This is a genomic window from Bacillus cereus group sp. MYBK245-2 (assembly GCF_051916145.1).
GTDB classification, from domain to species: domain Bacteria; phylum Bacillota; class Bacilli; order Bacillales; family Bacillaceae_G; genus Bacillus_A; species Bacillus_A pacificus.
Genome location: NZ_JBQAGB010000002.1, coordinates 366,771 through 387,674 on the forward strand (window position 1 = coordinate 366,771; position 20,904 = coordinate 387,674).

Below are 20,904 nucleotides of genomic sequence, written 5' to 3' on the forward strand. Positions count from 1 at the left end.
AACCCTTGTTACATCTCTTTGTTTTTTATTTTACTAATTTCCCCAGTATAGGTAAGCGTTGAATTCTATCACCGAGAATATGTGAAGCAAGTCCACTAGTTAATACGAATAAAAGGTAAACAAGTCCTCCTACAGCGCCGCATATAACAACAATGAGAAGTGATTCGATATAAGATTGTCCAGGAATTAACCATGTTAAAATTGATTTTAATGCCATCACAACAGCAGACATTGCTGCGGAGTAAATTGTAATAAGAAATACTGTTTTTGCTGTCTCACCAATTTTAAATTTCGCAAACTTAACGATGCAGTACAACATAATACTATTGGAAACGAGGTATCCAAGAATGGTTCCAAGTACAGCACCGTGTCCGCCAAATAAATGTAAGAGCGGTGTATTTACTACAACTTTAACGAGAATCCCGGCTGAGAATGCAATCATTGTTTTTCTTTGATAATCGATTCCTTGTAAAATAGCTGCTGAAACTGTGAAAATCGCACTTAATATAGCAGACGGTGCGAATGAAATTAAATATTGTGATCCACCAAGTGCGATTTCAGGATTTACATAAACCATGCGGAATGCATCGTAAGCGATGCTAGCAAGACCAAATGCAGCCGGGATCGTGAAGAATAACAAGACTTGAAATATCTTTGAAATTTGTTCTTGTAATTCTTCTAATTTCCCGCTTGTATAAGATTTCGTTATAGCCGGAATGATCGTTAAGGAGAATCCAGTTGCAAGTGAAGCTGGAATCATAATTAACTTTTGGGCATAGTTCGTTATATAAGCGAAAACTGCATTTGCTGTTTCTAACGGCTCTCCCATCGCTCTAAGGACATCAGCTACAGTATATTGATCTACTAACGTGTAAAGTGGAATTGCGATGCCGACAAATACAATTGGGATTGCATAGCGAAGTAATTCTATATAAATATTTTTTAATGGGATATTCGATGCTCTTGATTTTAATTCACCTTCGGGAGGTTTTAACCCATTATATTTTTTCCAGTACATCATTAAAATAGAGACACTTGCAAGTGCTCCGATAACAGCTCCAAACGTAGCAACTGCAACCGAAGAAGCTACTGAACCCCCTAATAATTTTGAGACGATGAAGCTACCAACTAAAATGAAAACAACACGTGCAATTTGTTCCACGACTTGAGAAACAGCACTTGGTTTCATATGTTGAAATCCTTGGAAATAACCACGTGTAACACTCATAGCTGGTACGATAATAAGTGCAAAACTTAATGCTCGCATCGTAAGTGTTACGTCAGCGATAAATTGTGGATCTGGCGTTTTCGAGCGAATAATAAATTGTGATATGTACGGTGCTCCAATAAATAAAATTAAAAATCCTAAAAAGCCCATAAACAACATTAATTTTACACTAGAGTTGTATAATTTTTTGCTTGTACTATAATCACCAAGCGCATTATGCTTTGCAACGAATTTGGAAACGGCAATAGGAATACCCGCTGTTGAAAAGCTTAATAAAATACCGTACCAAGAGTATGCATATCCATATAAAGCAACCCCTTGCGTTCCAACTAGTAATTGAAAAGGGAAGAAGTATATAAAACCTAATATACGTGAAATCATTGTGGCCCCGCTTAATAAAGCAGTTCCTTTTAAAACTTTTGACGTAGACAAAATTCTTTCCTCCTACTCTTGCTGTCTTGCATTCATCGTATACTACTATAAACCTGCTAGGGAAGTTAATACAGTATAAACCATAAATGTTCTAATACTATTCATTTAAAAGTCATATTTTGAATTTTTAAATAGAATGTAATACATAAAAATTCAAAATATAAGTTGACACTATTTTTAATGTATGATAAAAATGATAGTAATCAATTCGGAAAATAATATTTGGGCAATGAAAGGGTATAGTAGTGAATATCTCCCTATTTCAGAGAGCTGATGGTTGGTGTGAATCAGTATATAGATTATTCATGAAGTTCGTCCTGGAGCATCTTTCATAAATCTCACATTATGAGGAAATGAAAGACGGTAGTTTATACCGTTATCAAATAAAGTGGTGAAGATTGTTTCACAACTAGGGTGGTACCGCGATATTTATCGTCCCTACGTATTTACGTAGGGACGTTTTTTATTTAGGTCTTACTTTGTTGTGGCTTCATAACTAGGGTGGTACCGCGATATTTTATCGTCCCTACGTATTTGCGTAGGGGCGTTTTTTATTTAGGTCCTAACTTTGTTGTATCTTCATAACTAGGGTGGTACCGCGATATTTTTGTCGTCCCTACGTATTTACGTAGGGGCGTTTTTTATTAGTAGAGAGGAAGTGAACGTATTAGAAAAGAGTGTGGATAGAACAATATAAATACCGAATTGTAAAACAGAAAAAGATAAAGAGAGGAGATTAACAAATGAATTCACAGCAATGGACATCGAAATTAGGTTTCGTATTAGCTGCAGCAGGTTCAGCAATTGGTCTAGGGGCAATTTGGAAGTTCCCGTATATGGCCGGAATTGGAGGGGGCGGCGCGTTCTTCCTTATTTTCATCGGTTTCACATTATTAATTGGTTTACCGCTATTATTAGCTGAATTTGTTATCGGAAGAAGTACACAAAAAGAGGCCGTTGATGCGTATAGAGAAATCGCACCAAAAACACTATGGCCATGGTTAGGGAAATTAGGGATTGTAACATGTTTCATATTACTTTCTTTCTACAGTGTTGTAGGAGGCTGGATTTTATTATACTTATGGAATGCAATTACAGGTAGACTATGGGAAGGAAATGGGGCATACGAAGCTACGTTTGGTGAAATCATTTCCAATCCGTATTTAGCAGTTGGCTCACAGCTATTATTCATCCTTATTACTATTTTCATCGTAAGTAAAGGTGTACAAAATGGTGTTGAAAAAGTAAATAAATATTTCATGCCAGCACTATTCGTTTTATTCTTTGTATTAATCGTTCGTGCACTTACGTTAGATGGTGCGGGAGAAGGAGTTCGTTTCTTCTTACAACCTGATTTCGCAAACGTAACATCAGAAGTCATTTTATATGCAATGGGGCAATCGTTCTTCTCACTATCAGTCGGAGTAGCAGTAATGGTAACGTATAGCTCATACTTGCCGAAAGAAGAAAGCTTACCGCGTTCAGCATTTTCTATCGTAGCTTTAACGCTTGTGATTACATTACTTGCAGGACTTGCAATTTTCCCAGTAGTGTTCGCATTTGGAATGGAACCATCTCAAGGACCAGGGTTATTATTTATCGTACTGCCAGCTATTTTCAGTAAAATGGCATTTGGAAAATTATTCTTCATTGTTTTCTTATTACTATTCTTCTTTGCTACTATTACATCAGCGATTTCGATGTTAGAAATTAGCGTGGCATCTTTAACTGCAAAAGGTAAAGGGAAACGTGAAAAAATGGCTTTAATCGTAGGTTTATTAATCTTCGTTGTAGGAGTACCGTCAGCATTGTCATTTGGTATATTAAGCGATCTGAAGATTTTCGGAAAGACAGTCTTTGATTTAGCGGATTATGCAGTTAGTAACGTACTCATGCCACTGGGTGTTTTATTAGTTTCTATCTTTGTTCCTTTAAAAATGAAGAAAGATGTATTAATGAGAGAGCTTGGTGTAAGTAAAAATAAAGGCTATAAATTGTTTGTATTATGGTTATTCTTACTTCGCTTCATCGCACCAATTGCAATTATTATCGTATTCTTAAATGTACTTGGCATTATTTAAAAAAGGTAGCGTATCGCTCTGGATACGCTACCTTTTTATTTTGCTCTTTTTTGCAATTCATTTACTGTTACGAACTGATAGCCCTTTTTAGTTAAAGAGTCTAAAATACCTTCTATGGTCTGTAAATTTTCATTAGACTCATCATACATAGAGTGCAGTAAAATGATAGAACCTGGTTTTACATTTTTATTAATATATTCAATTTTATCAGTTGCAGATTTATAAAAAGTATCAGGTTCAAGGTCCCAGGTGATTGTTTCGATATTGTTTTTCTTTAAATAATAGGGCAGGCCAATTAGTTTTTTCCCGTTAGGTGGTCTAAAATCAATTGCGCCTGTAAATCCTGTTTGGCGGATTAATGAATTTGTTTTTTCGATTTCTTCTTTAATAAAAGAAGGTGTTTTAAAAACCATTCTGTTATGAGAATATGTATGGTTTCCAATTTGGTGTCCAGATTGTACGATAGCTTCTCCTAACGATAGGTTTTTCTCTAATTCATTTCCGATTAAAAAGAAAGTAGCTTTTGCATTGTATGTATCTAGTAGCGGTAATATTTGTTTTACATTGTTAGTAGGGCCATCATCAAAAGTTAAAGCAATCACTTTTTCATTTGTTTCTACTCGATTTGTTAAATCTCCAAACAATTGAAAGCTTCTTGCATTCATCAATTTGTATGTTCCAAATAATGCTACAGTAATACTGAATAATGTAACGATTGTAATGATTATTTTCTTTTTCATAAAGCAACCTCACTATACTTTTCGATTGGACTAAAAAGTATTATATCAAACTAAGTAGTTTCATGCTTTAAAAAGGATGTGGATGCAAGAGGAAGGAATTTATCATATAATGTAATGAAAAAGGTATATTAGGAGGTGTTTACATGGCGATTACAATTCAATTGCCGGACACTGCAGCGTCTCATGCAAAGCCAAGTATGGAAATGGCGATACTTTGCGTGAGGTAGACAAGTAATATACAATCGCCTAAATGAGCTCGTATCATTTTTTATATTTGGCTTTGCACCTTATTGAAATGAACCATAAAAAATAAGGGGCGAGCAGAAATGAAATACGTTAAAGCAGCGACGGTTTTACCAGAAAGTTTAATTACTGAAATTCAAAAGTATATACAAGGTGAAACAATTTACATTCCAAAACAAGAAACGAAACATTATAAATGGGGCACACGATCTGGAGGAAGAAAACAATTAGATGAAAGAAATAAAGCGATTAAAGAAGCGTTTAAAAGCGGAATTGCTATTCATCAACTTGCAGAAGAGTATTTTCTTTCCGGAGAAACGATTAAAAAAATTGTGTATTCTAAATAAGAGAAAAAGAGTCTGATGCAAATGTTATTTTGCATCAGACTCTTTTTGTTTTATATGTATTGGATATATGGACTGTGACAGGGCATACTAATAGAAAAAATGTGCCGTTTTTTTATTAAAAGTTATACCGAGCACTTGAAAAGTAGAAAGGTGAGCTTCTATGAATCATATTGGACAAATAACGATAGAGCTTTTAGTTGGCTTTTTTGTGCTGTTAATTGCTACGAAAATATTAGGGAAAACACAAATATCACAGCTAACCCCCTTTGATTTTATTTCTGCTATCGTCCTTGGTGAGCTTGTTGGAAATTCAATATATGACCCTAAAATTAAAGTGTGGTCTATTTTATACTCAGTATTTGTATGGGTAATTTTAATTTATTCAATAGAAGTGATAACGCAAAAAATAAGAGGAACAAGAAGTTTTTTTGAAGGGTATCCTTCCATTATTATTCGTAACGGAAAGATTGACCGAGAACAATTAAATTCAAATCATTTGGATATTAATCAATTACAACAAATGCTTAGACAACAAAAAGATATTTTTTCGATTCGAGAAGTTGAATATATGATATTGGAACCTAACGGAAACATAAGTGTTCTGAAAAAGAGCGAATATGAATCTCCTACTATAAATGATTTAAGTTTAAAACATAAGCCTGTATACTTACCAATTTCATTAATTAGTGACGGAAAAGTAGTGAAAGATAATTTGAGAGAAGCTGGTTTTGATGAAGGATGGCTGTATAAGCAAATAAAACAAAAGGGGATTACTAAGTTTGAAGACGTATTATATGCGGAATGGAAAACAGATGATGGCTTCTTTTGTCAGGAAATGCAGCGGTAGAGTACAAGCTATGTATGTAATGTTTGTTTCCAAGTTATCTTTTACATATCAAAAAACGTAATCATTGTATACAATAAAACTAGATCAACAATTTGTATGGAGTGATAAAGATGGAAGCATTTATTAGAAGTGATCAATACAATTTTATAAAATCACAAGCTTATAATTTAGCAAACGGGCATGCAACTGCAAATGATAGAGGTGTTATTCAAGCGTTAAAATCACTTGCGATTGAAAAGATAATACATGTATTTGAGAATTTAACAGATGAACAGAAAGAGTTAATCGATACGGTATTAACAGTTCAAAATAGAGAAGATGCAGAAGCATTCTTAATGAAAATAAATCCGTATGTCATTCCTTTTCAGGAAGTGACAGCACAAACATTAAAAAAATTATTTCCTAAAGCGAAAAAATTAAAACTTCCCGATATGGAAGAAATAGATATGAAAGAAATATCTTATTTAAGTTGGGTTGATAAGGGGTCAAGCAGGAAATTTATTATAGCGAAAAATGATAAAAATAAGTTTGTTGGTCTGCAAGGAACGTTCCAAAGTTTAAATAAAAAAAGCATTTGTTCATTATGTCATGGACATGAAGAAGTTGGGATGTTTTTAGTTGAAATTAAAGGTGATATACCAGGAACTTTCGTTAAAAAGGGAAACTATATTTGCAAAGATGGTGTAGCTTGTAATCAGAATATGAAGTCACTTGATAAATTACATGATTTTATTGAGCGATTAAAGAAATAAAATGGAAGACCTCTAGTGCTTAAACTGGAGGTCTTTTATTTTGGAAGAAGTAATAACAGGTTTCTTTTGTAGCTGTAGATTTATAAAAAAAGTCAGGTCATTTATAATGAAATTTGATGAAAATATCTAATTGGACACGGTTGTTTATATGCAAGGAGGTAAACATGAATTATATTTCACCGAAAGAAGAGGTATTAAAAGTGAAACGGTGGCCTAAAAATACGATAGCAGCAGGTCGTGGTCATACCGTTGCTCTTAAATCGGATGGCACAGTTGTGGCAGTGGGGCGAAATAAAGAAGGAGAATGCAATGTAAGCAGTTGGTGTGATATTGAAGCCGTCGCAGCGGGCAATGTTCATATGGCGACGAACACAGGTAATGCTCATACAATCGCTCTTAAAAGTAATAATACTGTGGAAGCGGTGGGATGGAATAAGCATGGTCAATGTGATGTGAACGACTGGCATAATATTGTAGCGGTAGCGGCTGGGTGGCGTCGTACCATTGGCCTTAAACTGGATGGAACGGTAATGGCAGTAGGGCGAAATAAAGAAGGAGAATGTAATGTAAGCAGCTGGCGAAATATTGTGGCTACGGCGGCGGGTGACTGGCATACAGTCGGTCTTAAAGTGGGCGGCACAGTGATGGGGGTGGGGAATAATCGATATGGACAATGCGATGTGAGCAGCTGGCGAGATATTGTAGCGGTAGCGGCTGGGTATCTTCATACTGTTGGCCTTAAAGTGGACGGCACAGTGATTGCAGTGGGGAATGATAAACATAACCAATGCGACGTAAGTGGCTGGCGAGGTATTGTAGCGATAGCAGCTGGTACGAATCATACAATCGGCCTGAAATCAGACGGTACCGTTGTGGTGGTGGGGTGGAATGAGTATGGTCAATGTAATATAAGTGATTGGCGCGATATTGTAGCGATAGCGGCTGGTTGTGCACATACAGTCGGCCTGAAATCAGACGGCACGGTGGTAGCAGTAGGTGAAAATACATACGGTCAATGTGACGTAAGTAGCTGGCGTAACATCCGGTTGCCTGGAAAATAGTCAATTTACAATAAATCATTAGTAATATTATTCTATTTAGGAGTAATTATGGAATAGGATATGTAGAAAATAATTAAACTTAAATCTGCTGAATAAGAATCCCTTTTGAAAAGGGATTCTTATTGTTTTTCGTAAAATGATTGTCTAAATGGAATTTTTGAACAAACTTTATTGCAAAGTTGACAGTAGAAGAGATAAATAAAGTAAAGGGGAGAAAAAGGAATGTTTAAAAGGTTTTTACTTTCTTTACTGGATGTTTTACTTATATGTATCGTTCTCTACATAACATATACAAATTCTTTTAGTTTTGGAAAGATGTTAGTAATTTCAATTGCAATTGGAATTATTGGTGGTTTTATTATAAGAATATGTAAGGATTTATTTACTTTTATCCAGTGGACAATTGAACAAAAGAAGTCTTGACTATGCTTAATTGTTACTAGGAGGGGATGGAATGAATCAGAAAAAGAGTAGGGTGAAAAACGAGATAGTACTTTGGGCATTAACAGCTGTTGTTTTTATCATTGTATGGTACTTTTATCAAAAATAAAAACGCATCGTACTAAAAAGCACGATGCGTTTTTATTATTTTTTTTGCCAATTTTCTTTTATAAAGTCTTCACGGCCAGATTCTTTTTGCTCAGTAGCATATTTTTCTGGGTTCTTTTTATAGAAATGTTGGTGGTATTCCTCGGCTTCATAAAAAGGTGCAGCCGGGCGAATTTCAGTTACGATTGGCTCTTTAAACATACCGCTTTCTGCAAGAGCTTGTTTTGATTTTTCAGCAAGCTCTTTTTGCGTTTCGGTATGATAAAAAATAGCGGTGCGATAAGATGGACCACGGTCAAAAAATTGTCCGCCATCATCAGTTGGATCGATTTGTGGCCAATATAAATCCAGTAATTTTTCATATGGGAAAATAGAAGGATCAAATGTAATTTGTACAACTTCTAAATGACCAGATGTACCCGCTTTTACTTGTTCATATGTTGGGTTTTCTACATGACCACCTGCATAGCCGGAAAGTACTTTATGAATGCCAGGAAGTTCATCAAATGGCTTTACCATGCACCAAAAGCAACCGCCTGCAAAGGTTGCGAGTTCGTATGTTTTTTCGGACATTGCTGTAATCCTCCTAAATATATATGTTTTATATAGTATTATACAATTTGTTTTATTGCGCAATAAAAAAGATTTGAAAATATATGTTTTTTATAAACAAGATCCTCCGCTCACATCAATTAATTGTCCAGTAACCCAGCGGCTGTCTGGAGAAGCAAGAAATGCGGCAGTATCGGCAATGTCTTCTACTTCACCTAAGCGATTGAAAGCGGAAATAGTAGTAGCGTACTGCTTCATCATTGGATCGCTCAAGAGTTCTGCATTCATATCTGTTTTAATAAACCCTGGAAGTATTGCATTCACCGTTATTCCTCGTGCTCCAAGCTGTTTTGCTAGTGTAAAAGTCATTGTATTAATAGCGCCTTTCGTCATACTATATGCAACAAAATCAGGTAAAGAAATGCGGGTCGCAGCGGATGAAATATTAATAATTCGGCTATTGTCACGTAAACGTGGAAGTGCTTGTTGAATGATAAAGAATGGTGCTTTTGCATTTACTGAAACCATTCTATCAAAAAATTGTTCAGTCGTTTCTTCAATAAAAGCACCAGGACCAATGCCAGCATTGTTTATTAAAATATCAAATTGTGTTTCACCAGTGCGCTTTTGTAATTCAGTATCTAAAGCGTTATAAAGGTTTTCTACACCGTGTAAGGATTCTAAATTTGCGCCGATAGAAAAAGCTTGACCACCCTCTGATCGAATTTCATGAACAGTTTCTTCAGCGTCATCTTTTCGATTACCGTAATGAACAGCAACCAATGCACCGTCATTTGCTAAACGTTTAGCGATCGCTCGTCCAATTCCTCGGCTTGCTCCTGTAACTAACGCTACTTTCCCTTTTAACATAGTCTCCTCATCTCCTCGTAAACTTTATAAGTTTTTCTTTATGTAGTAATGCAAACATACTTAAGTAATATATGAGTGTATGTAAGTAATGTATTCCAATTTTGATTTTTTTGAAAAAACATGTTGACAATGAAAAGAACAACGTCCTATAATACGTGTAACAAATGAAAGTTAATTAAGAATTTTCTAACTTTATATGTTGTATATGCAAAGAAGAGGAAAGTAGATGGTTATGATCGTTTCAGAGAGCTGCTCCTAGGCTGTGAGAGTGGTAACAATCGAATCATTGAAGATCACCTCGGAGCATCGCTTGCGAAAGGGAAACTGAGTAGAGAGCGACGGCATCGTCTCCGGTAAAAGGACGGGGGTCTAATTGGACCTACAGAGCTTATATTTCGCGAGAAGTATAAGGAAGCTGAGTGGTAACGCGAAACTCTCGCCTCAGCAATCAAAGCTACTAAATTGTAGTAGTTGATTGCTGAGGCGAGAGTTTTTATTTTTAAAAATAAGAGAATGCGTAGAAGAGGAGAGTAAATGATAAAAATTGTTTCAGAGAGCTACCCAGATGCTGTGAGGGTGGCAACAATTTCATCATTGAAGATCACCTCGGAGCACTACTTTTGAAAACTAGTAAAAAGTAGCGGAGTTGTTTCCGATAGAAAAACAAAAGTCTAATTGGACTTGCAGAGCTTATATTTCGTGAGAAGTGTAAGGAAGCTGAGTGGTACCACGATTCCCTCGTCTCAGCAATGGATCGCTACAAGTATGTATGTAATCGATTGTTGAGACGAGTATATTTTTAAGGTTTATATACTGAATATTCTGTTAAAAAACACTCATCTCAGCAATCGATATAGAAATAGATTGCAAAAATAGAGAGAAAAAAAGAGGAGCGATGTGAGATGGGAAATCAGTACATTTATATGAATGGGGAATTTGTAGAAAAAGAAAAGGCAGTTGTTTCAGTATATGATCACGGTTTTTTATACGGAGACGGTGTATTTGAAGGGATTCGTAGTTACGGTGGAAATGTATTTTGTTTAAAAGAACATGTAAAACGATTATATGAATCGGCAAAATCTATTTTACTTACAATCCCGCTGACGGTTGACGAAATGGAAGAAGCGGTTTTACAGACACTTCAAAAAAATGAGTATGCAGATGCTTATATTCGGTTAATTGTTTCAAGAGGAAAAGGGGACTTAGGGCTCGATCCGAGAAGTTGTGTGAAACCGAGCGTTATTATCATTGCAGAACAATTAAAGTTATTCCCACAGGAATTTTACGATAATGGATTAAGCGTTGTATCTGTTGCATCAAGACGTAATACACCAGATGCATTAGACCCACGCATTAAGTCGATGAACTACTTAAATAACGTACTTGTAAAAATTGAAGCGGCACAAGCAGGAGTGCTAGAGGCTCTTATGTTAAATCAACAAGGATATGTTTGTGAAGGATCTGGAGATAATGTTTTCGTTGTGAAAGATGGAAAAGTATTAACCCCGCCATCCTATTTAGGAGCATTAGAAGGTATTACAAGAAATAGTGTTATCGAGCTATGTGAACGACTGAATATTCCGTGTGAGGAAAGACCATTCACTCGCCATGACGTATATGTAGCAGATGAAGTGTTTTTAACAGGAACGGCAGCGGAGTTAATTCCAGTTGTAAAAGTTGATTCAAGAGAAATTGGAGATGGGAAACCAGGAAGTGTAACGAAACAATTGACCGAAGAATTTAAAAAATTAACGAGAGAAAGAGGAGTACGTGTCCCCGGGCTGACGGAAAGCTTAGCATAAATAAAGAGAGGAGTTAATTGAAATGAAGCAGCAGTATACAGCGTATGAGAAGTTACAGTATGAAGAAATGACAGGCGCTGGGCACGTGATTCAATGTTTGAAGAAATTGGGTGTAACGACTGTTTTCGGTTATCCGGGTGGAGCGATTTTGCCAGTATACGATGCGTTATACGGAAGTGGTTTGAAGCACGTTTTAACTCGTCATGAACAAGCTGCCATTCATGCGGCAGAAGGATATGCGAGAGCTTCTGGAAAGGTCGGGGTAGTCTTTGCTACCTCTGGCCCAGGGGCGACGAATTTAGTTACGGGTTTAGCGGATGCTTATATGGATTCGATTCCTTTAGTTGTCATTACAGGGCAAGTTGCAAAGTCTTTAATTGGTAAAGATGGATTTCAAGAAGCGGATGTTGTTGGAATCACAGTACCTGTTACGAAGCATAATTACCAAATTCGTGATGTGAATCATTTATCACGCATCGTACAAGAAGCTTTTTACATCGCCGAAAGCGGGCGGCCGGGGCCGGTATTAATTGATATTCCAAAAGATATTCAAAATGAAAATGTAACAAGTTTTTACAATGAAGTGATTGAGATTCCAGGGTACAAACTAGAGCCTATGCCAGACAGTATGAAACTGAAAGAGGTAGCTAAAGAAATTTCAAAAGCGAAACGCCCACTTCTTTATATTGGAGGAGGTGTCATTCATTCAGGTGGATCTGATGAACTTATCAAATTTGCGAGAGAAAATCGTATTCCAGTCGTGTCAACTTTAATGGGACTAGGTGCATATCCGCCGGGAGATTCATTATTTTTAGGAATGCTCGGTATGCATGGAACGTACGCTGCAAATATGGCAGTAACAGAATGTGACTTATTACTTGCTTTAGGTGTTCGCTTTGATGATCGTGTAACAGGAAAATTAGAACTCTTTTCTCCCTATTCAAAAAAGGTACATATTGATATAGATCCTTCGGAGTTTCATAAAAATGTAACTGTGGAATATCCAGTTGTTGGGGATGTGAAAAAAGCGTTACACATGTTGTTACATATGCCGATTTGTACACAGACGGATGAATGGCTTACGAAAACCGAGGAATGGAAAGCAGAATACCCTCTTTCCTATAATCAAAAAGAAAGTGATTTAAAACCGCAGCATGTTATTAGCTTAGTAAGTGAATTAACGAATGGTGAAGCGATTGTTACGACAGAAGTAGGACAGCATCAAATGTGGGCTGCGCATTTTTATAAAGCGAAAAATCCACGAACTTTTCTAACATCTGGCGGACTAGGAACGATGGGGTTTGGTTTCCCGGCGGCAATTGGTGCTCAGCTTGCGAAAGAAGAAGAACTCGTCATTTGTATTGCAGGCGATGCTTCTTTTCAAATGAATATTCAAGAACTACAAACAATTGCTGAAAATAACATCCCTGTAAAAGTATTTATTATAAACAATAAATTTTTAGGGATGGTAAGGCAATGGCAAGAAATGTTTTATGAAAATCGTTTATCAGAATCAAAAATTAGATCGCCAGATTTTGTGAAAGTGGCAGAAGCTTATGGAGTGAAGGGGTTAAGGGCTACAAATTCAATAGAGGCGAAACAAGTGATGTTAGAAGCAATTGCTCATGAAGGTCCTGTCGTAGTTGATTTTTGTGTAGAAGAAGGTGAAAACGTATTTCCGATGGTTCCGCCAAATAAAGGGAATAACGAAATGATTATGAAGAGGTGGGAAGAATGAGTCATACTTTTTCACTCGTTATTCATAACGAGCCAAGCGTCTTATTACGTATAAGTGGGATTTTTGCTCGGCGTGGCTATTATATTTCTTCTTTACATTTAAACGAAAGAGATACTAGTGGCGTTTCTGAAATGAAACTCACAGCAGTTTGTACTGAAAATGAAGCGACATTACTCGTTAGTCAGTTGAAAAAATTAATTGATGTACTGCAAGTAAATAAATTATAAGGAGTGTATCGAATATGAAAACGTATTATGAGAAAGATGCAAATGTAGAGTTATTACAAGGGAAAACAGTTGCGGTAATTGGTTATGGATCTCAAGGTCATGCGCAGGCACAAAATTTACGTGATTCTGGTGTGGAAGTTGTAGTTGGTGTTCGACCAGGTAAGTCTTTTGAAGTAGCAAAAGCAGATGGATTTGAAGTAATGTCTGTTTCAGAAGCAGTTCGAACCGCGCAAGTTGTACAAATGTTACTGCCAGATGAACAGCAAGCACATGTGTATAAAGCAGGGGTAGAAGAGAATCTCCGTGAAGGGCAAATGTTACTTTTCTCACATGGATTTAATATTCACTTCGGACAAATTAATCCGCCAAGTTACGTAGATGTAGCGATGGTCGCGCCAAAAAGTCCAGGACATCTCGTTCGCCGTGTATTTCAAGAAGGAAATGGTGTTCCGGCGTTAGTCGCAGTACATCAAGATGCAACGGGCACCGCATTACATGTAGCACTTGCGTATGCAAAAGGTGTAGGGTGTACACGTGCAGGTGTAATTGAAACGACATTCCAAGAAGAAACAGAGACGGATTTGTTTGGTGAGCAAGCGGTACTTTGCGGAGGTGTAACTGCACTTGTGAAAGCTGGTTTTGAAACGTTAACAGAAGGCGGATATCGCCCTGAAATTGCATACTTCGAATGTTTACATGAATTAAAGTTAATTGTTGATTTAATGTACGAAGGTGGTTTAACGAACATGCGCCATTCTATTTCCGATACGGCAGAGTTCGGAGATTATGTAACAGGATCGAGAATTGTTACAGATGAAACGAAGAAAGAAATGAAACGAGTACTTACAGAAATTCAGCAAGGTGAATTCGCGAAGAAATGGATTTTAGAAAACCAAGCTGGGCGTCCAACGTATAATGCGATGAAAAAAGCAGAGCAAAATCATCAGTTAGAAAAAGTAGGGGCTGAGCTTCGTGAAATGATGAGCTGGATTGATGCACCGAAAGAATTAGTAAAGAAATAGAGTAATAGATTGCAAGTGAAAAATACGTAAGAGGGGATTTGACAAGATGAGAAGTGACATGATTAAAAAAGGTTTTGATAAAGCGCCGCATCGTAGTTTATTAAAAGCAACTGGTTTGAAAGATGAAGATTTTGATAAACCGTTTATAGCAATCTGTAATTCTTTTATTGAAATTATTCCAGGTCATAAGCACTTAAATGAGTTTGGGAAACTTGTTAAAGAAGCAGTGCGTGCAGCAGGTATGGTTCCATTTGAATTTAATACAATTGGAGTAGATGACGGTATTGCGATGGGGCATATCGGTATGCGTTATTCGCTTCCGAGTCGTGAAATTATTGCAGATTCAGTAGAAACGGTTGTAAATGCCCATTGGTTTGATGGTATGATTTGTATTCCAAACTGTGACAAAATCACACCTGGTATGATGATGGCGGCACTTCGTATTAACATTCCAACTGTTTTTGTTTCAGGTGGTCCGATGGCGGCCGGAAAAACATCTAAAGGAGAAGTTGTCGATTTAAGTTCTGTGTTCGAAGGAGTAGGAGCATATCAATCTGGGAAAATTTCAGAAGAAGAATTAAAGGATATTGAAGATCATGGCTGTCCATCTTGTGGTTCTTGTTCTGGTATGTTTACAGCGAATTCTATGAATTGTTTATGTGAAGTATTAGGTTTAGCTCTTCCTGGTAACGGTAGTATTTTAGCTATTGATCCAAGACGCGAAGAATTAATTAAACAAGCAGCAGAGAAATTAAAGATTTTAATTGAAAGAGATATTAAACCGAGAGACATCGTAACAGAAGAAGCAATTGATGATGCGTTCGCGCTTGATATGGCGATGGGCGGTTCAACAAATACAGTGTTACATACATTAGCACTCGCACATGAGGCAGGACTAGATTATGATATGAGCCGTATTGATGCCGTTTCAAGGCGTGTACCACATTTATGTAAAGTAAGCCCTGCTTCCAATTGGCATATGGAAGATATTGATCGTGCAGGCGGGATTAGTGCAATTTTGAAAGAGATGAGCCGAAAAGAAGGAGTACTTCATTTAGATCGTATTACTGCTACGGGGCAAACATTAAGAGAAAATATTGCTCATGCAGAGATTAAAGATAAGGAAGTTATTCATTCTCTTGAAAACCCTCATAGTGAAGAAGGGGGATTACGTATATTAAAAGGAAACCTCGCGAAAGATGGAGCAGTTATTAAAAGCGGAGCAACTGAAGTAAAACGATTTGAAGGACCATGCGTTATTTTTAATTCACAAGATGAGGCTCTTGCGGGTATTATGCTTGGGAAAGTGAAGAAAGGAGATGTAGTTGTTATTCGTTATGAAGGACCAAGAGGCGGTCCTGGTATGCCGGAAATGTTAGCACCAACGTCAGCAATTGCTGGCATGGGATTAGGTGCAGATGTTGCGCTATTAACGGATGGTCGTTTCTCTGGTGCTTCACGTGGTATTTCGGTAGGGCATATTTCACCAGAAGCAGCTGCGGGCGGGACGATTGCACTTCTTGAACAAGGGGATATCGTTTGTATTGATGTTGAGGAAAGGTTGTTAGAAGTAAGAGTGAGTGACGAAGAATTAGATAAGCGTAAAAAAGAATGGAAACGACCAGAACCGAAAGTGAAAACGGGCTGGCTTGGGCGTTATGCACAAATGGTAACATCGGCGAATACAGGTGCAGTCTTAAAAGTCCCGAATTTTGATTGAGCTAATTAAAAAGAGATAAGGATGATATGAAATGGTGCAAAAGGTAAAGGAGAGAGTGAAAATTGAAGATATCTTAATGGCTCATAATTGCATGAAAGATATCGTTATTAAAACACCGTTACAACGTGATACAGTTTTATCTGAGAAATATGATTGTGACGTTTATGTAAAACGAGAAGATTTACAATTGATTCGCTCTTTCAAAATTCGTGGTGCGTACAATTTAATTCAAAGCTTACCGAAAGAACAATTACAAAACGGTGTTGTTTGCGCAAGCGCTGGTAATCACGCACAAGGGGTAGCTTATACGTGTAATTTATTGAAGATTCCGTCAAAAATCTTTATGCCAACAACGACGCCGAAACAAAAAGTATCGCAAGTACAATTTTTCGGTGGTGATTTCGCAGAGATTGTATTAGTTGGTGATACATTCGATAGCTCTTTTCAAGAAGCACAGCGTTATTGTGAAGAAAATAGAATGACGTTTGTTCATCCATTTGATGATCCGTATGTGGTTGCTGGTCAAGGAACAGTGGCAGTTGAAATTATGCATGATATGGAGAAACCAGTGGATTATATCTTTACAGCAATTGGCGGCGGTGGATTAGCATCAGGTGTTGGTACATATGTGAAAGGTGTTAGTCCTGCTACAAAGGTTATTGGGGTAGAGCCAATGGGAGCAGCATCTATGAAAGAGGCTTTTCTTCAAAACGATAATGTCGCATTGGAGAAAATAGATAGTTTTGTTGATGGAGCAGCAGTTAAAAAGGTAGGAAAGTTAACATTTGAAACGTGTAAAGATGTAATTGATGACATCGTTTTAGTACCAGAAGGAAAGGTTTGTACGACGATTTTAGAACTGTATAAGAAAAATGCGATTGTAGCAGAGCCTGCTGGTGCACTTTCTATTGCAGCACTTGATCTATACAAGGATGAAATTAAAGGTAAAACAGTTGTATGCACATTAAGTGGTGGAAATAACGATATTGATAGAATGCAGGAGATGAAAGAACGTTCTCTCATTTACGAAGGATTAAAACATTATTTCATCATTGAATTCCCGCAGCGTTCAGGTGCGCTAAGAGAATTTCTTGATAAAGGATTAGGACCAGAAGATGATATTACGCGCTTTGAGTATATTAAGAAACATAATAAGGAAAATGGTCCAGCGTTAGTCGGAGTAGAGTTAAAACATAAAGAAGATTACGCGCAGTTAATTACCCGTTTTAAAGAAAATAACATTCAATTTATGGAGCTTAATAAAAATCCTGTTTTGTTTGATTTACTTATTTAATAGAAGGAAAGAGTTAGCATCCAAATAAAAAAGATAGATACAAGCAATGGAAATGCTGCTTGTTCTATCTTTTTTATAGTTAAACTATATACTTCCCATATTCAAGAAGGATAAAGCTAGTTAACCAAAAGAGTATCGCAATGCGAATAATTACATACATAGTAAATTCAAAGGTAGTAAGTTTTCGCTCGCGTTTTATTTTTTTAGAAGTCTAACAGAGAAAAATAAACATAAAAGTAGAACGGCTATAGATATTTTATAAATGTTTTCTAACAAACTTACATTTTCTAATAAATCTTTCAGCATGTTCATCACCTATTCTGCAAAGTATGTTACAGAGAAATAGATCTTGCGTTGTCTAGTTTCGTTTGTTTTTTATGTTCCCTGTATCATCAATGTCTACATCAGTTGAAATTGTTTGTAAGTATTGTAGAGCTTTTCTCTTTTCTTCCTCATTTACAGGGGAAACTTGATTGTTACGGATGATATAAGGATTGAATGACATTTGGACATCCTTTCCTTTAAAAGTTAAAGTTAATACGCCAGTTTCGGCACTTTTTCCGTTCACATAACTTGGGAATAAAAAGTTACCTAATGAATAAGCGATAGGAACTTTATTATAATACTCAAATCCTTGTAACCAATGCGGGTGACTCCCGACAATCGCGTCAGCCCCTGCTTCAACCATTTTAGGTACATATTGTTTTTGGTATTCTACAGGACGATTTGATTTCTCAACGCCCCAATGCATATAGACGATTAAATAGTCTGCGTCTTTCTTTTGTTCTTTAATTGTTTTTGTTACGAGATTTAAATCATACCCATTCGCAACACCAGGTTTATTGTCACCAGCTACCCAATTCGTATCAGGCATAAATCGAACGAAGGAAAGAAATTTGAATTTTTTTCCTTTTACAGTCATTTCTCGTGCTGTATATGCATCTTTTGCATTTTTTCCGGCTCCGATATAAGGGAACTTTAATTTTTCTACATGAGAGATTGTATCTAATAATCCATCTTGCCCATAATCAAGTGTATGGTTATTCCCGATATTTACGATGTCATAACCGGTGTTTTTTATAGCTTGAAGCGTGGATGGATCACTTTTAATCCAAAACAGTTGTCCTGGAGCTTTCTTTTCTCTCGTTGTAAATGCTGACTCTAAATTAACGAAAGAAATATCAGCTTTTGTTATTTCTTCTTTTACATGTTGGAATGGATAATCAGCCCCGTTTTTTTCGATTACCGGACGTAATTGCCAATCGAACATTGTATCACCAGAAAAGGTGAGGGTAATTTCCGGGTTTTCTATTTTCTTCTCGCTCGTTGAAGCAGTTTTGCTAGATTTGTTTTGGAAATCGGGTTTGTCTTTCGCTTTTGAAGTAAAAGAGTGGTTAATTAATACAACAATTGGCGTAATGCAAAAGGCTATTAACAAAAATCGTTTTAGTAAAGTTTTCATAAATACCTTCCCTTTTGAGTTTATCCCGCAATTCAATTAGCAATGAGTCTACAAAAAAGTAATTGGTTTATGTACAGATATAAAAAATGCGGTTTATGCAGTGGAAAACATTTGTTAATATTCTCAATATTAAGTTAACATATAGATAACCTGTAAATCAATGAATAAACCAAAATATAGAAATAAAGAATTTGAAGGGTGAAGAATGAGAAATGGTTATATTAGGAGCAGTTGTAAATGGAATTTGCATTATATGTGGTACTTTACTAGGTAAATTATTTAGTAGAATTCCAGAAAGTATGAAGGGAACAATTATGCATGCAATCGGTTTAGCGGTTACTGTACTTGGACTTCAAATGGCATTGAAAAGTGAAAATTTTCTTGTTGTCATACTAAGTTTAGTAATTGGTACCGTTATCGGGGAATGGTTACAATTAGAGGGAAAGTTAAAACAGTTAGGAGATTGGCTAGAAAATAAAGTTGGATCGAAAGGGAAAGGGAGTATATCAGAAGGTTTTGTAACAGCTACTTTAATATTTGCAATTGGTGCGATGGGTATACTTGGTGCACTCGACAGTGGGATTCGCGGAAATCACGATATTTTATTTACAAAGGCAATTATCGATGGATTTATTTCTATTATATTAACGACAACTCTAGGGATTGGCGTAGTATTTTCAGCGATTCCAGTAATTTTATATGAAGGTGGCATCGCAGTTTTTGCAACACAAATTAATAGTTTGGTCCCGAAAGAATTAATGAATCAATTTATAGTAGAAATGACAGCTACAGGTGGTATTATGATAGCCGCTATCGGATTGAACTTACTTAGTATTATTAAAATTAAAGTGGCAAATTTACTGCCAGGTATATTGATAGTTGGAATCATTGTTTCACTTATTTATGGTTACGGTTTAATAGTAAAGTAGTAGGGGATGAAGGTACATATGGAGGAATTTCAATTTACAAAACGTGTTCATAACATATTGAAGATTGCAGCAGAAGAGGGAGAAAGTAATATCATTCAACCAGTTCATTTATTTATTGGCATGTGTAAAGAAGGTACTGGCGTATGCAGCGAGTTGTATATGTATTTGTTTCGTAACGTGGGGACGGATTTTTTAGAAAAACTTTCATTACGAAAACAAGACGATTTAACGGATCAAGAGTATGAAAAAATAGGGCAATATAAGGTATCTTATAAGGTGCTAGAAATTTTACAAATAGCGAAGAAACGTATGGAACGTTTTCAGCAAGTATTAATGAACGAAGGACATGTTATATATGCACTCTTTCGCGCGGATACGTTTATTGAAAATCCACAAATACAAAAAGAGATATTACGTATTGTAGAAGAGCCAAGAGATTTAGCGGTTGATTTAAAATGTTTTGTTCCTGCTTATACTCATTTAACTTGTCATGTTAGAAAGGCTAACTCTTCTGATTTTGGGAAATTAGTAAGTTTTGTTAGTGAGGAATTTGGTGAACGTTGGTTACATTCGATAGAGTACGGATTTCGTACATATAAAGAAAATGTACCTATTTATATAGCAGAACAAAAAGAAGTGATAGTAGGTTTCGCTTGTTATGACGTAGTGAGAGGAAAGAAAGGATTGTTTGGTCCAATGGGCACGGCGAAACAAAATCGTGTGAAAAGTGTAGGGAAGCAATTGTTACATTGTAGTCTGCATAGTATGAAGCAAGATGGATATGAATATGCAATTATTGGACAAGCAGGTCCGGTTGAGTTTTATGAGAGATGTTGTAATGCGCGTTTAATACCAATCATGGATTATTAACCAACTTCATTTAGGTGGAGTTGGTTTTATTATGAAAATAATGTAGAGATGTAGTGATTCTTATTAGAAAATAGCGGGTTTTGTAGTAAATTTTACATATAAAGCAAATTACTAAACTTTTTACAAGAAAGGGTGTAG

General features: G+C 36.3%; 19 protein-coding genes, 1 pseudogene and 3 other annotated features. Of the genes and pseudogenes, 14 read left to right on the forward strand and 6 right to left on the reverse strand.

Features of this window, described 5'->3' with window-relative positions; genetic code table 11:
- Nucleotides 1-25: 25 nt before the first annotated feature.
- Nucleotides 26-1,660 (reverse strand): putative polysaccharide biosynthesis protein, encoded by a 1,635-nt coding sequence (locus ACTFRN_RS06725; protein WP_000107870.1) that lies wholly within the window; start codon nucleotides 1,658-1,660, stop codon nucleotides 26-28.
- A gap of 220 nt (nucleotides 1,661-1,880) precedes the next feature.
- Nucleotides 1,881-2,103, forward strand: a binding site (T-box leader).
- Between the two features lie 300 nt (nucleotides 2,104-2,403).
- Between ACTFRN_RS06725 and ACTFRN_RS06730 the strand changes: the two genes are divergently transcribed.
- Nucleotides 2,404-3,741 (forward strand): sodium-dependent transporter, encoded by a 1,338-nt coding sequence (locus ACTFRN_RS06730; protein WP_001088180.1) that lies wholly within the window; start codon nucleotides 2,404-2,406, stop codon nucleotides 3,739-3,741.
- 35 nt (nucleotides 3,742-3,776) lie between these two features.
- On the opposite strand, the gene ACTFRN_RS06735 is transcribed toward ACTFRN_RS06730, so the two are convergent.
- Nucleotides 3,777-4,481, reverse strand: a complete 705-nt coding sequence (locus tag ACTFRN_RS06735) for a polysaccharide deacetylase family protein (protein ID WP_000726883.1) — start codon at nucleotides 4,479-4,481, stop codon at nucleotides 3,777-3,779.
- Between the two features lie 326 nt (nucleotides 4,482-4,807).
- Here ACTFRN_RS06735 and ACTFRN_RS06740 point away from each other — a divergent pair, with 326 nt between their 5' ends.
- From ACTFRN_RS06740 to ACTFRN_RS06760, 5 genes are all read left to right on the forward strand, one after another.
- Nucleotides 4,808-5,071, forward strand: coding sequence for a CD3324 family protein (locus ACTFRN_RS06740; RefSeq protein WP_000878308.1), 264 nt, complete (start codon nucleotides 4,808-4,810; stop codon nucleotides 5,069-5,071).
- Between the two features lie 160 nt (nucleotides 5,072-5,231).
- Nucleotides 5,232-5,918: a DUF421 domain-containing protein gene (locus tag ACTFRN_RS06745; RefSeq protein ID WP_088106609.1), complete on the forward strand. Its 687-nt coding sequence runs from the start codon at nucleotides 5,232-5,234 to the stop codon at nucleotides 5,916-5,918.
- A gap of 110 nt (nucleotides 5,919-6,028) precedes the next feature.
- Complete coding sequence (locus ACTFRN_RS06750) at nucleotides 6,029-6,670, forward strand: FusB/FusC family EF-G-binding protein (RefSeq protein WP_000387088.1); 642 nt, start codon at nucleotides 6,029-6,031, stop codon at nucleotides 6,668-6,670.
- Between the two features lie 164 nt (nucleotides 6,671-6,834).
- Nucleotides 6,835-7,731 (forward strand): RCC1 domain-containing protein, encoded by an 897-nt coding sequence (locus ACTFRN_RS06755; protein WP_088106610.1) that lies wholly within the window; start codon nucleotides 6,835-6,837, stop codon nucleotides 7,729-7,731.
- A 222-nt stretch (nucleotides 7,732-7,953) separates the two neighbouring features.
- Nucleotides 7,954-8,154: a hypothetical protein gene (locus ACTFRN_RS06760; protein WP_000476275.1), complete on the forward strand. Its 201-nt coding sequence runs from the start codon at nucleotides 7,954-7,956 to the stop codon at nucleotides 8,152-8,154.
- Between the two features lie 162 nt (nucleotides 8,155-8,316).
- Here ACTFRN_RS06760 and msrA read toward each other — a convergent pair whose 3' ends face one another.
- Both msrA and ACTFRN_RS06770 read right to left on the reverse strand, forming a co-directional pair.
- Nucleotides 8,317-8,853, reverse strand: coding sequence for a peptide-methionine (S)-S-oxide reductase MsrA (gene msrA, locus ACTFRN_RS06765; RefSeq protein WP_001291871.1), 537 nt, complete (start codon nucleotides 8,851-8,853; stop codon nucleotides 8,317-8,319).
- A gap of 90 nt (nucleotides 8,854-8,943) precedes the next feature.
- Nucleotides 8,944-9,702, reverse strand: a complete 759-nt coding sequence (locus tag ACTFRN_RS06770) for an SDR family oxidoreductase (RefSeq protein WP_000911811.1) — start codon at nucleotides 9,700-9,702, stop codon at nucleotides 8,944-8,946.
- Nucleotides 9,703-9,903: 201 nt separating this feature from the next.
- Nucleotides 9,904-10,149: a binding site (T-box leader), on the forward strand.
- A gap of 62 nt (nucleotides 10,150-10,211) precedes the next feature.
- Nucleotides 10,212-10,451, forward strand: a binding site (T-box leader).
- Between the two features lie 153 nt (nucleotides 10,452-10,604).
- On the opposite strand from ACTFRN_RS06770, the gene ilvE reads away from it, so the two are divergent.
- Genes ilvE through ilvA form a run of 6 tightly spaced genes read left to right on the forward strand, consistent with a single transcriptional unit; the run spans nucleotide 10,605 to nucleotide 17,505 of the window.
- Nucleotides 10,605-11,504, forward strand: a complete 900-nt coding sequence (ilvE, locus tag ACTFRN_RS06775) for a branched-chain-amino-acid transaminase (protein WP_000528130.1) — start codon at nucleotides 10,605-10,607, stop codon at nucleotides 11,502-11,504.
- 22 nt (nucleotides 11,505-11,526) lie between these two features.
- Nucleotides 11,527-13,242: an acetolactate synthase large subunit gene (gene ilvB / locus ACTFRN_RS06780; protein WP_074568343.1), complete on the forward strand. Its 1,716-nt coding sequence runs from the start codon at nucleotides 11,527-11,529 to the stop codon at nucleotides 13,240-13,242.
- Entirely contained in the window at nucleotides 13,239-13,469 is a 231-nt protein-coding gene (locus tag ACTFRN_RS06785; RefSeq protein ID WP_000019916.1) for an ACT domain-containing protein, read from the forward strand. Before ilvB ends, ACTFRN_RS06785 begins: the two co-directional genes overlap by 4 nt.
- A gap of 14 nt (nucleotides 13,470-13,483) precedes the next feature.
- A complete protein-coding gene (gene ilvC, locus ACTFRN_RS06790) occupies nucleotides 13,484-14,491 on the forward strand; it encodes a ketol-acid reductoisomerase (RefSeq protein WP_000861133.1) in 1,008 nt (335 codons plus the stop codon).
- Between the two features lie 46 nt (nucleotides 14,492-14,537).
- Nucleotides 14,538-16,211 carry a dihydroxy-acid dehydratase gene (ilvD, locus tag ACTFRN_RS06795; protein ID WP_001255810.1) on the forward strand — a complete coding sequence of 558 codons (1,674 nt, stop codon included), beginning with the start codon at nucleotides 14,538-14,540 and terminating at the stop codon, nucleotides 16,209-16,211.
- A gap of 31 nt (nucleotides 16,212-16,242) precedes the next feature.
- Nucleotides 16,243-17,505 (forward strand): threonine ammonia-lyase IlvA, encoded by a 1,263-nt coding sequence (gene ilvA, locus ACTFRN_RS06800; RefSeq protein WP_000250335.1) that lies wholly within the window; start codon nucleotides 16,243-16,245, stop codon nucleotides 17,503-17,505.
- A gap of 79 nt (nucleotides 17,506-17,584) precedes the next feature.
- Here ilvA and ACTFRN_RS06805 read toward each other — a convergent pair.
- A pseudogene (locus ACTFRN_RS06805) lies at nucleotides 17,585-17,811 on the reverse strand (hypothetical protein).
- Between the two features lie 52 nt (nucleotides 17,812-17,863).
- Nucleotides 17,864-18,967, reverse strand: coding sequence for a CapA family protein (locus ACTFRN_RS06810; protein ID WP_000854506.1), 1,104 nt, complete (start codon nucleotides 18,965-18,967; stop codon nucleotides 17,864-17,866).
- A 212-nt stretch (nucleotides 18,968-19,179) separates the two neighbouring features.
- Here ACTFRN_RS06810 and ACTFRN_RS06815 point away from each other — a divergent pair, with 212 nt between their 5' ends.
- Both ACTFRN_RS06815 and ACTFRN_RS06820 read left to right on the forward strand, forming a co-directional pair.
- Nucleotides 19,180-19,896, forward strand: coding sequence for a DUF554 domain-containing protein (locus ACTFRN_RS06815; protein WP_000236008.1), 717 nt, complete (start codon nucleotides 19,180-19,182; stop codon nucleotides 19,894-19,896).
- Between the two features lie 18 nt (nucleotides 19,897-19,914).
- Entirely contained in the window at nucleotides 19,915-20,766 is an 852-nt protein-coding gene (locus tag ACTFRN_RS06820) for a GNAT family N-acetyltransferase (protein WP_000390879.1), read from the forward strand.
- Nucleotides 20,767-20,904 lie beyond the last annotated feature (138 nt).